The following is a 13,883-nucleotide window of genomic DNA, read 5'->3' on the forward strand; positions in this document are numbered from 1 at the left end:
GGTCCGTCGGACCGCCGCGTCGGCGTCCGGCCGCACCGTCCCCCGGCCGGACGCCGACAGGAAGAGGTTCTCCCGATGCTCACTTGCCGTTGGGAGTCGGACGGAGGTATCACTACCTAGGGTGACGGCGGCCGCCCCCCGTTCTCCCCGTTCGTTGCATCGAGAGGACTCCCATGACAGGCATGTCCGCCGGAGGACCGACCGGCTCCGGTTTCGAACGACGCACCCTTCTGCGTGGAGCAGCGGTGGCCGCGGCCGCTTCCGTCGCCTTCCAGGCCCTCGCCGCACGCACGGCGGCGGCCACCCCCGTCAAGCTCGAACCCGACGCCGGATATGGCCCGTTGAGCCCGGTCAAGGACCAGGCGACCGGCCTGGAACTGCTCCAGTTGCCGCGCGGGTTCGAGTACATCTCCTACGGGTGGACCGACGACCTCATGGACGACGGCGTGCGCACCCCGAGCGCGCACGACGGCATGGCGGCCTTCCGCTACGGCGACAAGGTCCACCTCGTCCGCAACCATGAGCGCGGCGCCGGTCCCGCCTTCACCGCCCCCGCCTACGACCCCGAGGCGGGCGGCGGAACCACCACCCTGGTCTTCGACCCGGACGCCGGCCAGTGGCTGGAGTCCTACGGCAGCCTCGGCGGCACCATCCGCAACTGCGCCGGCGGCCCCACCCCGTGGAACACCTGGCTGACCTGCGAGGAGACCTTCTCCACGACCGCCGGCAAGCGACACGGCTACATCTTCGAGGTGGCCGCGCAGGGCAAGGGCAACCCCGAACCGTACAGGGCCATGGGCCGGTTCAACCACGAGGCGGTCGCAGTCGACCCGGCGACGGGTTACGTCTACGAGACCGAGGACCGCGGCGACGCCTCCCTGTACCGCTTCGTCCCGGCGGTGCCCGGCGACCTGTCCAAGGGCGGCCGACTCGAGGCTCTGCGTATCGGCAGCACGTCGTACGACACCCGCCTCGACAGCGAGAAGGCGTACGGCACGGTCTCCTGGGTGCCGGTGGACGACGTCGACCCGGCAGCCGACACGGTCCGACTCCAGGCGCAGGCGAACGGCGCCGCAGTGTTCAGCCGCCTGGAGGGTGCCTGGTACGGCAACGACCGCATCTACGTGATCACCACCGACGGCGGTCCGGCCCGTCAGGGCCAGGTCTTCGAACTCGACCCGGCCACCGACGAGTTCCGCGTGCTCTTCGCCTCACCCGGCGCAGAGGTCCTCAACGCGCCGGACAACATGTGCGTCAGCCCGCGCGGCGGCCTGGTGCTCTGCGAGGACGGTGGCGGCACCGAATACGTCCACGGGCTCACGACGCAGGGCGAGATCTTCCGCTTCGCCGCCAACAACGTTGATCTGCGCGGCGGGACCGCGGGCAAGAACGTCCCGGCGGCCGACCACCGTGGCTCTGAGTGGGCCGGTTCGGTGTTCGAGCCGAAGGTGGGCAACTGGCTGTTCGTGAATATCCAGTCCCCCGGCATCACGTTCGCGATCACCGGGCCCTGGCGCCAGGGCGCCCTCTAGCCCTCTCCCGGGAATGAGGGACGCGTCGAGGACGCCGTACGCCTGCGCCGCATCACAAGGTGCAAGGTGTCAGCGGCCTCGACGCGCGCCCGCCCACGGCGGCGCTGGTGGCCCGTCGCAGGGTGAGGAAGGCCTGGGCGGCGGTGACGAGGGCGACGAACGGCTCGCCCCAAAAGCCCCTACGCCGGGGCTGACCCTCTACCAGGTCCGGAACCACTCCAGGACCTGTGCGGTGCTGGACCGGCATCTGTACCTGCACCAGCTGCTGCCCACCACTCACCGCAAACAGATCCAGAGACAAACCTGACGAGGCACTACTCGGCGGGGCCGCTCATGCCCAGGATGGTGGCGCGGAACTCCGCGACCAGGGGCCGTAGGTCGACTCGGTGCCATGCGGCCCACAACTGGACGACGTGCCGAAGGAGTTCACGTACCGCGACGTCCTCGGCCGTGGCGCGGGTCATGCTCTTCTGCACGCGGGCGAGACCGAGTCCGGAGGCGACCAGGCCGAGCGCAGTCAGCGGCTCGGCGGCGTCGAGGCGGATGTCCGGCGTGAAGCCGGACGCCGTGCAGGCGGCGACGAACGTGTCCCACGGCGGGGTTTTGGGGGTTCTCGACGGCGATCCACGGCCGGCCGTCGAGGTCGCCGGGGGTCACTTCCTCCTGGTCGGCGAGCGGGTGCCCGGCGGGCAGGGCCAGGAGCAGCGGGTCTTCGAGCAGCCGTGCGGCCAGCAGGTCGGGGTCGTCCGCGCCCGGAGGTTCATGGACGAGCGCGATGCCGAGGCTGCGCTGCCGCAGGCCTTCGAACTGCTCGGTGGGCGGAAGGTTGTACAGAGCGATGTCGACGCCGGGGCGTTCGCCGTGCACGGCGCGCAGCGCACGGGGCAGGATGCCGGTGTGCATGGCGTCCGGGACGTAGCCGATGCGCAGGCCGCACTCCTCTCCACGGCCCGGCCGGCGGCCCAGGTTCTCCAGACGGTCCGCGCAATTTGTCGTCCTCGCCCGTTCGAGGGCGGAGGCACGCTGGTCGGTCAGCTGTGTCCCCAGCCTGCGCACGAACGAGGTGTCGCTGTTCGGCACGGTGCGGATGGCTTGGTCGACGGTGGCTCGCCCGGAGCCTCGCCATTCCCGTTCCCGGCGGTTCCACTGGTCGTGGACTCGGCCCGGACGCGACGGAAAGGTTGGAGGACGCAGAGGTCGAAGACCTCCTCCAGCGCGCCGACCTGTCACCCCATTCACCATCACCCCGACTCACCTCCAAACGGCTCACGAACTCAGCCTGGAAGAACTCAACCGTCACTCACTGGGCCGCTCGCTGAGACCTGAGCCGGAACCCGAGTTCTGACCGCATTCGGTCCTGTTGCTCCCGGATTGCGGCGGCTGTCGACGTGAGGCAGGCTGGATCTCGGACTGGCGGGTCACGAATGCGGGCTGTGGCTGATCGTCCACTCCAGGCAGGCTTGCGGAGGTGTGATCCATGTCAGACAGGAACCCGGCGGACGTCCCCCCCGGCGAGGGGCAGGAAATCTCGCTGCCGCCAGAGGTCAAGTTGCTGCAGGAAGTCACTCCGCCCTTCTTCCCCGAAGGCGGATCGGCGATGACGATCCTTGTCGAGTGGCCTCCCGGTCACCCCGGGCTCCCTCCGCACCGCCACTCGGGGCCGGCGTTCGGCTACGTGATGGAAGGCGCGCTGCGGTTCGAGGTCGAGGGCCGGCCCGAGCAGGTGATCCAGGCCGGGGGGACGTTCTGGGAGCCGGGCGGTGACGTGATCCACTACCAGGACGGCAACGCCAGCGCGGACGCACCGAACAAGTTCGTCGTGACCATGCTGTGCGCGCCGGGGCAGCCCATGCTCACCTTGGTGGACGAGGAAGAACTGAGGGAACGTGCGCACCTGCGCGCCCCGCGTCCCTCCGACGGCTGAGCATGCCGGGTGGGTCGGCGATCCCCGCCCACATGATTCGACCCAGGTGGCCATGGACTTCGGGTGTCGCGGCTGAGCGTGACAGCGGCCTCCCGCCCCCGGGCGGGGCGGCATTGGGCATCGACATGCTGCAGGGCGGGGGGTAATACGCCCGGCCTGCAGGCTTCCTGCGAACGGGAGCGGGTGTCGCCGAGAGCGCGTCGCTGCTGCAGTGGCCGCTCGGCCATCGGTGTGTGAACGTCGTCGGCACGGGGCCGGCCTGGAAGGCACGGCCGTCTGGACGCTCGGGGTGCAGCCTGTCCGCCCTCTTCGCCGCTCGGGGGTGCAGCCTGCCCGCCCTCTTCGCCGCCGCGGCCACTCTTCACCGCCGCGGCCGCCCATCACCGCACGCCGCGCCGCCCGGGACCGCACCAGCGCGGCGGTCCGGCACGTGACCGGGAGCCCATCGGCGGAGACCCCGCCGCACGGCACCGTGACCCTTTTGGGAGTAACATGTGCCACTTACTTCCTGTACGCACGAGGAGGCCGACGATATCCCCGCGAACGACCGAGGCAAGTCCGCTGACGCAGCCGCCGGCGGCTGACGTAGTCCTGCGGTTCGTCAACACACACCCCGCGGGACCCCACCGGCTGCCAGAGCGCTTCGCCAGCGCCACGGACCTGCACGCATGGCTGCTGGAGCAGGCCATCGCCTCGGAGACGACCCATGTCACGGAGGCCGACGCTGCCACCGCCCGCGAGCTGCGCGAGGCCTTGATCACAGTGCTGCTGGCTCACTCCGCCGACCAGGGCACCACGTCCCACGTGCTCGCCGAGGCGGAGTCGTACCTGCGCCATGCCGCGTCCCGGTATCCGCTCATCACGGTTGTCACCGCCTCGGGAGCATCCCTGGCACCCGCCCAGAGCGACGTGCCCGGGCTGTTCGCCACCGTGCTGGCGAACGCCACCGAACTCGCCCAGGCGGGCGTCTGGGACAGGGTCCGGGCATGCCGCCACCAGCCCTGTCACTTCGGCTTCTTCGACCGGACGCGCAACAAGAACGCCGTCTACTGCGGCCCCAGATGCGGCTCCCGCGAGTCCATGCGCGCCTACCGGCAGAGGAAGAAGGCGCTGACCTCCCAGCGCGACGCGCCGTCGGAGTGACCAGCGGACACAACCGTGCGCCGGTCCGCCGGGCACTCGCCGGGGTAGGGAGCAGTGCCACGCCGGCCTCCCTCCCGCGGCCGCTCCACGACGGTTGCCGCGGCCCTGACCGCGCCATGGGGGTAACCCAGCCATATCAATCGAACACCGGTGTGATTCCGCAGCGATGGCGCAGGCGATACGCGATGTGACATACACTCCCCGCGAGGAGGAGCTTCTCCTCCATCACGACACTGCCCTCAGCTTCTTCAACGCCATGCTGGAGCGCTTCCCTGAGCGCCTCAACCCCGGCGCCCTCTGGGGTGGCGCGGTCTCACTCTACTCTTGACAGCACGTTGCCAGCTGAGTCGATCATGGGCAGTTCACGCGGGCAGGCTATTGCGCCTCTTGGACGCGACAAGCGGTCTGTCCGTACCGCAGTGCCCCTCGGGGACCATGAAGTGGACGGTCGTTCGGCCACTGCTGCGGGAGTCGTTGCGAGGCGGCAAGCGCTCGGTACTTGTTGCCCGCGGTGGTGAACTGCCGCGATGCCCGGCGCGGCTTCAAACCGGACGGTGCGCGGGGAGCACTTTCCGCTCCCCGCGCACCACCACGTCATCACTCGCCGTCATGGACAAGGCAGTCACCGAGGCCACCGCGATCAGCGCGCTCCGGTCAGGCCTGCGGAGCCTCAGAGGGCCGCGATCCCTGCTCATCAGGCACCTTCGCCTTCCCCTTCCCGGAGCCGAACCCCACCGGGGAAAGGAAGAACGCGAGCGTCGGGATCAGGTACAGCAGCCACACCGTGACCTGGGGGACGGTCGGGTCGGGTTGGAAGTTGAACACGCCCTTGAGAAGGGTGCCGTACCAGCTGTCCGGCGGGATGATGTCGCTGATGTCGAAGGCCTTGTCGTTCAGGCCCGGCAGCCAGTCGGCCTCCTGAAGGTCGTGGAGGCCGTAGGCGAGGACGCCCGCGGCGACGACGACCAGCATGCCACCGGTCCAGGTGAAGAACGTGGCGAGGTTGATACGCAGCGCCCCGCGGTAGAACAGCCAGCCCAGCACAACAGCGGTGGCGATGCCGAGGGCGACGCCGATCAGCGGACGCGGGGTGCCATCACCGGCCGCGCGGACCGACGCCCACACGAACAGGGCGGTCTCCAGGCCCTCACGGCCGACCGCGAGGAACGCCGTGGCGACGAGCGCGCCGGTACCCATCTGCAGGGCCGCGTCCAGCTTGCCGTGCAGTTCCGACTTCAGGTGCCGGGCGGTGCGCCGCATCCAGAAGACCATCCAGGTCACCAGGCCGACCGCGAGGATCGACAGGGAGCCTCCGAGCGCCTCCTGCGCCTCGAACGTCAGCTCCTGGGAGCCGAATTCGAGGGCGCAGCCGAAGCCCAGGGCGAGCGCGACCGCCACGCCGATGCCGATCCAGACGGGCCTCAGCGCGTCCCGGCGGCCGGTCTTGACCAGGTAGGCGATGAGGATGCAGACGACGAGGCTTGCTTCCAGACCCTCGCGCAGGCCGATCAGGTAGTTGGAGAACACGGGCTACGCCTCCTCGGAGAACAGCGCGCTGCCCCACCAGTCGTCCGTGTCACGGACGCCGGGGGGAATCGCGAACACGGCCGAACCCACGTGCTGGATGGACTCGTTGAGCGCGTCGGTGGCGAGGTTGCGCTGGACGCGAATGAACCCCTCGCGCACGTCGCGCTGGTAGGCGAGGGAGAACAGGCCCGCCTCCAGGCGGCCGAGGCCGTCGGTGCCGTCGGTGAAGGAATAGCCGCGGCGCAGCATCGTCGCCCCTTGGTTGGAGTCGGGGTGCGCGAGCCGCACGTGCGCGTCGGGTTTCATCGCCTTCAGGAACGGTTCGTCGCGCTCCTTGGCCTTGCCGACCGGGGCGCCCTCGCCCTTGTCGCGCCCGAAGATGTCCTCCTGCTCCTGGAGGCAGGTGCGGTCCCATGTCTCGATGTGCATGCGGATGCGGCGGGCGACGAGGTAGGAGCCGCCGGCCATCCAGTCGGGGCCGTCCTTGCCGTCCACCCACACGAACTTCTTCAGCCGGTCGGTCTCCGTCCCCGCGATGTTGCGGGTGCCGTCCTTGAAGCCCATGAGGTTGCGCGGGGTCTGCGCGTCCGGGGTCGTCGAGGAGGTCTTGCCGAAGCCGAGCTGGGACCAGCGAACGACGACCTTCCCGAAGCCGATGCGGGCGAGGTTGCGGATGGCATGCACGGCGACCTGGGGGTCGTCCGCGCAGGCCTGGATGCACAGGTCGCCGCCGCTGCGGTTCTTGTCGAGGTTGTCGCCGGCGAACTGCGGCAGATCGACGAGGGCCTCCGGGCGCCGGTCGGCGAGGCCGAAGCGCTGGAACAGCGACGGCCCGAACCCGATGGTCGGGGTCAGCCGCGAGGGCTTGAGGCCCAGCGCCTCGCCGGTGTCGTCCGGGGGTGCCTCGGCGAGATCGCCGGCGGCACCGTCGCCGACCGCCTCGCCCGCGGTCATCCGCCGTGCCGCGGCCGTCCAGTCCTTGAGCATCTGGACGAACGCGGCGCGGTCCTCGGTGGTCACGTCGAACGCGGCGAAGTGCAGCCGGTCCTGCACCGGGGTGGCGATGCCCGCCTGGTGGGCGCCGTGGAAGGGGACCGCGCCGCCGGCCTCGGCACCGGCCGGGTCGAGGTCGTTGCCGGCGCGGGTCATCGCGAGCACGCCCCCGGCGGCGCCGAGCGCGAGCCCGGCCCCGCCCCAGCCGATCAGCGCCCGATGTCGGCCTGGACCCTGTCAGGCTCAGGCCGTCGGCGTTGCACGCGCGGCAGGCTGTCAGGCTGTGACGGGGGCCTGCCGCGTGTTTCCGGAAGTCACGGGTTGTGGTCGCTGTTCACCGGGGTTGCCCCGGTGAGGCGGCCTCACCCGGTGCTTCACGCGGGTGCGGGCAGGGTGCCGAAAACAGACTCCACCCGGCGTGCCAGGTCCAGCAGTTTCCTGTCATGGCCATGTGCGCCGTCGATCTCGAGCCCGACGGGCAGGCCTTGTCCGGTCAGACCAATGGGGATGCTGATGCCGGGGAGTCCTGCTCCGCTGGTGGGAACAGTGTTCTTCGCGAGAAACAGGTCACTGACCTCTTCGCCCGCGACGGTGAACCTCGACCGGTGCTCGATCAGCGGTGCCGGGCAAGGCGTCGTCGGAAAGAGCAGCGCATCGACCCCGGTGTGCGTGAAAACCTTACTGAGCCGACGCTGGAGTTCCGGGCGATCGACGGACAGTGTTGTCTCGTAGGCCTCGTGCGCGAGATAGCCCTGCCCGCTCGGCAGGACGAGATGACTCCACACTTCCTTCAGCTCGGGCTTGAGATCGTTGTAAATTTCATCGAAGGAAACCGGGAAGTTGTTCTGCCGGAGGAATTCCGTCACCGATTCCATCGTCTCACGGAAGAAAAGGTTCCACGTCAACCGGTCCGCCAGTGAGGAGAAGTCCTCACCGAGGTCAACCTCGACCACTTCGGCACCAGCGTCCCGCAGACGCATGAGCGTGTCCTTGAAGTGCGCCTCGGTCTCAGGATCGATCAATTCCATGTACTGCCTGGGAGCATAAGCAAACCTCGCCCCTTGCAGATCGGAACGGTCTGCACGCGGAGCGGCCACATCCTTCGTGACGACCTGGTCGATCAGTGCGCAGTCTTCGACGCTGCGCGCCAGGATTCCTGTCGTGTCGAGTGTGTGCGAAATTGGCGCGACACCACCCGTCGGCCACCGTCCCGTGGTCGGCTTGAAACCCACCACGCCACACAGTGAAGCGGGAACCCTGATGGAGCCGACCGTGTCGCCGCCCAATGCCGCAGGCACGATGCGGGCCGCGACGGATGCTCCGGAGCCACTCGAAGACCCACCCGGCACGTGGTCCTGACCGTAGGGATTCTTCACCTGCCCATAGCGGCTGTTGTTTCCGGTCAGCCCGAACGACATTTCTACGAGGTTGACCTTGCCGAAGACGATCCCACCGGCGTTCTTGACCGCGCCGACGACATCGGAGTCTTCGGTCGGCACGAAACTTTCCAGGGCCTCGACTCCGAGCGTTGTGCGAAGACCACGCGTCGTGTAGCTGTCCTTCACCCCGATGGGGACACCGAGGAAGGGGGCGCTTGAACCCGCTGCGCGCGCCTTGTCCGCATCCTTGGCAGCAGCCAGCACGGCGGATTCATCGATCGTGATGAACGAATTGAGATCCGAGTATTCCCGCGCGCGCCGCAGAAGCGCGGCCGAGTAGGACTCGGAAGTGATGTCGCCGTCACGAATTGCGGCGGCCGCGGCAGCGACACCAAGTTCGGCCAGCTCGTTGTCTCCTGATGCCGGCACCGCGCCGACGGAGCCGTCCTTGTTCTGCATGATTACCTCTCTTGAAACAAAAGAACCGTCGGCACATGACCAAAACATTATTCCGTGAGCCGGCCGACGTTCGCTTTACATGACGATCGTGCTGGGGAAGGTCCGCCCGGGTGCCTGCTGTGCGGCCACACAGCCCTGGTGATTCGCCTGGAATTCTCAGCAGACGAAGCGCCTCTTGACCGATGCGTTCCGGGCCGGGTCTCACTGAGCCTTCGCGCCCGCAGAGAGGGCAGACGGCACGGGGACATTCAGGACCTGGAGGAGGTTGACGACCTTGCGGTCCAGTTCCAGCCCGACGGCAGCGACGTCCGGAATGTCGAAGCTGGCGAAACGGCTGCTGGGCTGGTCGATGGAGAACCTCGTGACGCCCTGCCGGTCCACGTGAATCGTCGTTCGCAGCGGGGCATAGAGCATCACGGCCGGGTCGTGCCTGTACATACGCTCGGCGATCGTGTGGTTTCCCATGAGGTAGGTGGCACAGAATCCGGGATTACCCGCGAGCTGCATGGTTTCCCCCACATCAGTGCTCCAGAACCGCATGAATCCGTGCGGTGCGTTCTCCACGGCGGCAGCGAGCACCATGTCCCAACTCGCCCGCTCCGCGCGGAGCTGCGCCATCCGGTCACGTTCCAGCGTTGGCACAGCGGCTTCGTACCGAGCCCGGAAATCATCGAATGACGTTCCGGTGTCGATCGACCACCGGACGACTTCGTGGGGAACTGCGACGAAGTTTTGACTGGACATGCTTACTCATCCTTCCGCTTTTGTGAGGGTTGGCATATGTCGGGCCGCCCGGCCACGCGAGACGGGCCGTCCGGTCGACTTCATCTCGAACAGCAGCCGAGTTCCGCCGCCCGATTGCGCGGGCTTCCGCAGTGGTCGCCGGGTCGGTGCGCCGGCGCAGCCGGGCCCGGTCGCCTCTCCCTGCCGTTGATCGCGCAACCAGGCGATGCAGCAGCCACACAACCGCCGGACGAGCCGGCGTCAGGGCAGTGCCCGGAGAGGCCTCCATCAAGTACAACGATCGCTGTACTTAGCTGAAGCTAGCACGCCCCCTCGGTAGAAGTAAAGCGATCGGTATACTTTTGGCATGGCGAAGAGTGAAACGACGGCCGGTACACGTCGAGGCGGGCGCGGGGCGCGGGAGCGCATTCTGCGCGCCGCAGTCGAGTTGTTCGCCCGCGACGGCATCCACGTCACGGGTATCGCAAAGCTGACGAGCGTGGCGCACGTGTCGACTCGGACGTTCTACCAGCACTTTCCGAGCAAGGAGGCACTGGTCAGCGCCTACTTGCAGCGTGTCGAGTCCGACCCCGAAGGGCCCGTGCACGGCGAGACCGTCCTGGAGCGCGACGACCTCAGCGCGCGCGAACGCCTCCTGGCACTGTTCGCCGCCTCCCCGCCGGCGAAGGTGGTACGCGGCTGTCCACTGCACAACGCCGCGGTCGAAGCAGCCGGGACGATGCCCGAAGCCGCGGCACTGGTCGAACGTCACAAGAGAGATTTCACCGAGCGTCTGATCAAGACCGCCGCCGAGGCAGGCGCACGCGAGCCCGAATCCCTTGGTCGGCAGCTCGCGGTGCTGTTCGAGGGCGCCAACGCCCTGTCCACCTCACTCAACGACATGCTTCCGTATCAGGACGCCCGGGAACTGGCGAACATGCTGATCGACCAGGCGATCGAACCAAACTGACAGCGCCAGAAACTCACCACACCTCGTCGACTGGCCCGACTGCGGCTTCCTCGCGGGCCCTGCCGCCCTGTTCTATGTCAACAGCCGTGGGCCATCGCCGGATTTTGATCTGGTCCCGGGCCGGCGTCTGGCGCGCCTGCACGAGGGCGCCGCTCCCCCGAAACGGGTCGGCGGTCCTCCGCCCACGGCGGGCGGCCCCACTGTCCACCGTGCGGCCGCCATCACTCCCTGGACGACGCCGTCAAGCGGGTGGGCCGCAATTCCCCTCTGCGCATGGCAGCCCGGTGTTCGAGGCGGTGTTCTCCGCTTGTCGGCCCGTACCCGGTCCGCCAGGCAGGCCCGCCGCGTCCGGTTCGGCCTCCCGTGGTGTGTTTCCTGTGGGACCGGTGGGGCCTCTGTGACGTATCCGGGGCGCACCGCGCTGTACCCGACGAGAGCCCGACGTGTGCACGAACCCGGCTGTGACCGTCGGCAGTCCCGGAAGGAGCACACATGGCAAGCCGTCGGTCCAACGGCGGGCGGACCGGTCCCCCTGGTCTCACTGCGTCCGAGCACGGGCCGGACGCCCACGCCACGGAGCGGCGAGGTCGCCGCGCGGCGTCGAGAGGGCGGCCCGCGGGCAGCCAGGTCTTCGTGGCCGACGACGGTCGTCGCAGACGCGTGGTCCGTTATGGAATGGCGGTGGTCGGTGCGGGTTTCGCGGGTTATCTCGCCCTGCTGATGGTCGGCCTCTTCGGGGCCGGACCCGTCTCCGACTCGTTGCCGTGGGGGCCGCCCCGCGCAGAGTCCAAGCCGTCCGCCGAGGCCGGACGGCCGTCGGGGCGTCCCAGCGACGCCGACACCACGCCGTCCGCGAAACCCGCGGCCGAGACGGACTCCTCACTGTCCGGGGATCCGGCCCCCAACCCGTCACCGACGGTCTCGACGGCACCGGCCGGAGACGGCGGTACCACGCCCACGCCCACGCCGACTGCCGGCAGCGACGGCTCCACGGCGACAACGGCACCATCGCCCACCGCCCCGCCCGGCGCCACACGTTCCGGCGACAACGGAACCGGTGGCGGCAACGGAACCGAGCCGCCCTCGGCGGCCAATGGGGGTAACCGTCCGTGAGTCGGCACGCCCGGCGCGGAAATCCCCGCGCGCACTGGTTCCTGCTGCTGCTCACGCTGTCGGCGTGCGCGGCGGCGCTGCTCTTCGAGGGCTTCACGTACCACCAGATCGGTGCCGTGGCACCGGCTCCGGACCGGTGCACGGCCCCGGCACCCGTGGAGGTACGGGACGGCGGGCCGGTGATCCGGGTCGTCGACGGCACGGTGGAGTCCGCCCGTATGCCCGCCGGCACCACCGCGCTGACTTTCGACGGCGGACCGGACCCGGTGTACACGCCGCGGCTGCTTGATCTGCTGCGCGAGCACGGGGTACGGGCCACCTTCTTCGTCACCGGCGCCGAGGCCGCCAAACACCAGGCGCTCGTCGAGCGCATCCGTGCGGAAGGGCACGAGCTCGGCTCGTACACCTACACCGCCGCCGACCTCGGGCAGACCAGCACCGCACGCGGCTCGCTCGAGCTCTCTCTCACCCAGCACGTACTGGCAGGCAGCGCAGGGGTGCACACCCGGCTGCTGCGCCTGCCGTACACCACGACACCGGACGGGCTGTGCGCGGCACAGTGGGAGGCCGCCGAGCGGGCCGCCGACGACGGCTACCTGATCGTGGCCGCCGGCGGGGGCGTCCGGCAGTTTCCGCAGACCAGGGCGGCGTACGACGAGGTCGCGGCGCTGCTCGAAGAGCGCGGCACGGACGAGGAGTTCACCACAGTCACCTCCGGGCTGGAGCTGCCGTCCGGCACCACCGCCGCGGCGACGCTCGACCGGTGGCGCGGGACGGGGCTGCTGTGGGCGCAGGCCGGCGCGCATGCGTTCGCGGTCGGCATGACCTGGCTCCTGGTGGTGGCCGGGGCGCTGACGGGACTGCGGATGGTGCTGTTGTTCCACTTCGCCCGCAAGCACGTCCGTGAGGTACGGCGTCGGCCAGGACGTGGAGGACGGCTCTCGGGCGGCGTCAACGCGCCGGTCACCATCGTCGTCCCGGCGTACAACGAGGAGGCCGGGATCGAGGCCACCCTGCGCTCGCTGCTGGCCTCCACCCACCCGTACACCCAGATCATCGTCGTCGACGACGGCTCGTCCGACCGCACGTACGAGATCGCGGACGCCATCGCGGCCCGCGACCGCCGGATGATGGTGATCCGGCAGGAGAACGCGGGCAAGTCCGCGGCCCTGAACACCGGGCTGTACTGGGCTCATTTCGACATCGTCATCATGATCGACGGCGATACGGTCTTCGAGCCGGACGCCGTCCACCACCTCATCCAGCCCTTCGCCGACCCGGCCGTGGGCGCGGTCAGCGGCAACACGAAGGTGGGCAACCGGCGAGGTTTGCTGGGCAAGTGGCAGCACCTGGAGTACGTCATCGGCTTCAACCTCGACCGGCGCATGTTCGACCTGCTGGAGTGCATGCCGACGGTGCCGGGCGCGATCGGTGCCTTCCGGCGCGAGGCGCTGCTCCGCGTCGGCGGGCTCAGCACGGACACTCTCGCCGAGGACACCGACCTGACGATGGCGCTGTGCCGCGACGGCTGGCGGGTGGTGTACGAGGAGAAGGCCATCGCCTGGACCGAGGCGCCGTCCTCGCTGCGGCAGCTGTGGAAGCAGCGCTACCGCTGGTGCTACGGCACTCTGCAGGCGATGTGGAAGCACCGCCACGCCTTCGTCGAGCGCGGCCCGGCAGGCCGCTTCGGCCGCCGCGGGCTGACCTACCTGTGGCTCTTCCAGACCCTGCTGCCCCTGCTGGCGCCGATCGTTGACCTGTACGCGGTCTACGGGCTGCTGTTCCAGGACGCGGGGCAGGCGTTGCAGGTCTGGCTCGGCTTCCTCGCCGTTCAGTTGGGCGCGGCCGTCTACGCGCTGCGGCTGGACCGCGAAGGGCTGGGCCCGCTGTGGACACTGCCCCTGCAGCTGTTCGTCTACCGGCAGCTGATGTATCTGGTCGTCATCCAGTCCACGGTCACCGCCCTGCTCGGCTCCCGCCTCGGCTGGCACCGCATGCAGCGCACCGGCACGGCCACGGAGACCCTGGACCGCGGCACCCCCGTCAGTCACTGACACCCGTTGGTGTCCGGCGGGCGAACGATCGATCGTCCGCCGGACACCCTCCCCCGGTTCGCCAGG

General features: G+C 69.2%; 9 protein-coding genes and 1 pseudogene. 5 read left to right on the top strand and 5 right to left on the bottom strand.

The features are described from left to right. Positions 1-182 precede the first annotated feature (182 nt). A complete protein-coding gene (locus IPT68_RS00905) occupies positions 183-1,532 on the top strand; it encodes an alkaline phosphatase PhoX (RefSeq protein WP_228040137.1) in 1,350 nt (449 codons plus the stop codon). A gap of 314 nt (positions 1,533-1,846) precedes the next feature. On the opposite strand, the pseudogene IPT68_RS34745 reads toward IPT68_RS00905, so the two are convergent. Beyond that, positions 1,847-2,774, bottom strand: a pseudogene (locus tag IPT68_RS34745) (LysR family substrate-binding domain-containing protein). 235 nt (positions 2,775-3,009) lie between these two features. Here IPT68_RS34745 and IPT68_RS00915 point away from each other — a divergent pair. Further along, the gene (locus IPT68_RS00915; protein ID WP_189697627.1) at positions 3,010-3,456 is read left to right on the top strand and encodes a cupin domain-containing protein; all 447 of its coding nucleotides are present in this window, start codon (positions 3,010-3,012) and stop codon (positions 3,454-3,456) included. Positions 3,457-3,948: 492 nt separating this feature from the next. Beyond that, positions 3,949-4,599 carry a CGNR zinc finger domain-containing protein gene (locus tag IPT68_RS00920; RefSeq protein ID WP_189697626.1) on the top strand — a complete coding sequence of 217 codons (651 nt, stop codon included), beginning with the start codon at positions 3,949-3,951 and terminating at the stop codon, positions 4,597-4,599. 654 nt (positions 4,600-5,253) lie between these two features. Here IPT68_RS00920 and efeU read toward each other — a convergent pair. The 4 genes from efeU to IPT68_RS00940 form a co-directional block, all read right to left on the bottom strand. Continuing rightward, positions 5,254-6,126 (bottom strand): iron uptake transporter permease EfeU, encoded by an 873-nt coding sequence (gene efeU / locus IPT68_RS00925; RefSeq protein WP_189697625.1) that lies wholly within the window; start codon positions 6,124-6,126, stop codon positions 5,254-5,256. 3 nt (positions 6,127-6,129) lie between these two features. Beyond that, positions 6,130-7,332 (bottom strand): iron uptake transporter deferrochelatase/peroxidase subunit, encoded by a 1,203-nt coding sequence (gene efeB / locus IPT68_RS00930; protein WP_189697736.1) that lies wholly within the window; start codon positions 7,330-7,332, stop codon positions 6,130-6,132. 161 nt (positions 7,333-7,493) lie between these two features. After that, the gene (locus tag IPT68_RS00935; RefSeq protein ID WP_189697624.1) at positions 7,494-8,957 is read right to left on the bottom strand and encodes an amidase family protein; all 1,464 of its coding nucleotides are present in this window, start codon (positions 8,955-8,957) and stop codon (positions 7,494-7,496) included. 201 nt (positions 8,958-9,158) lie between these two features. Then, positions 9,159-9,701, bottom strand: a complete 543-nt coding sequence (locus tag IPT68_RS00940) for a DUF302 domain-containing protein (RefSeq protein ID WP_189697623.1) — start codon at positions 9,699-9,701, stop codon at positions 9,159-9,161. Between the two features lie 346 nt (positions 9,702-10,047). On the opposite strand from IPT68_RS00940, the gene IPT68_RS00945 reads away from it, so the two are divergent. Both IPT68_RS00945 and IPT68_RS00950 read left to right on the top strand, forming a co-directional pair. Continuing rightward, on the top strand, positions 10,048-10,650 hold the full coding sequence (locus tag IPT68_RS00945) for a TetR/AcrR family transcriptional regulator (RefSeq protein ID WP_189697622.1): 603 nt from the start codon (positions 10,048-10,050) through the stop codon (positions 10,648-10,650). Positions 10,651-11,759: 1,109 nt separating this feature from the next. Then, on the top strand, positions 11,760-13,817 hold the full coding sequence (locus IPT68_RS00950; RefSeq protein WP_228040139.1) for a bifunctional polysaccharide deacetylase/glycosyltransferase family 2 protein: 2,058 nt from the start codon (positions 11,760-11,762) through the stop codon (positions 13,815-13,817). The last annotated feature ends 66 nt before the right edge of the window (positions 13,818-13,883 follow it).

The organism is Streptomyces chromofuscus, assembly GCF_015160875.1.
Taxonomy (GTDB): Bacteria; Actinomycetota; Actinomycetes; order Streptomycetales; family Streptomycetaceae; genus Streptomyces; species Streptomyces chromofuscus.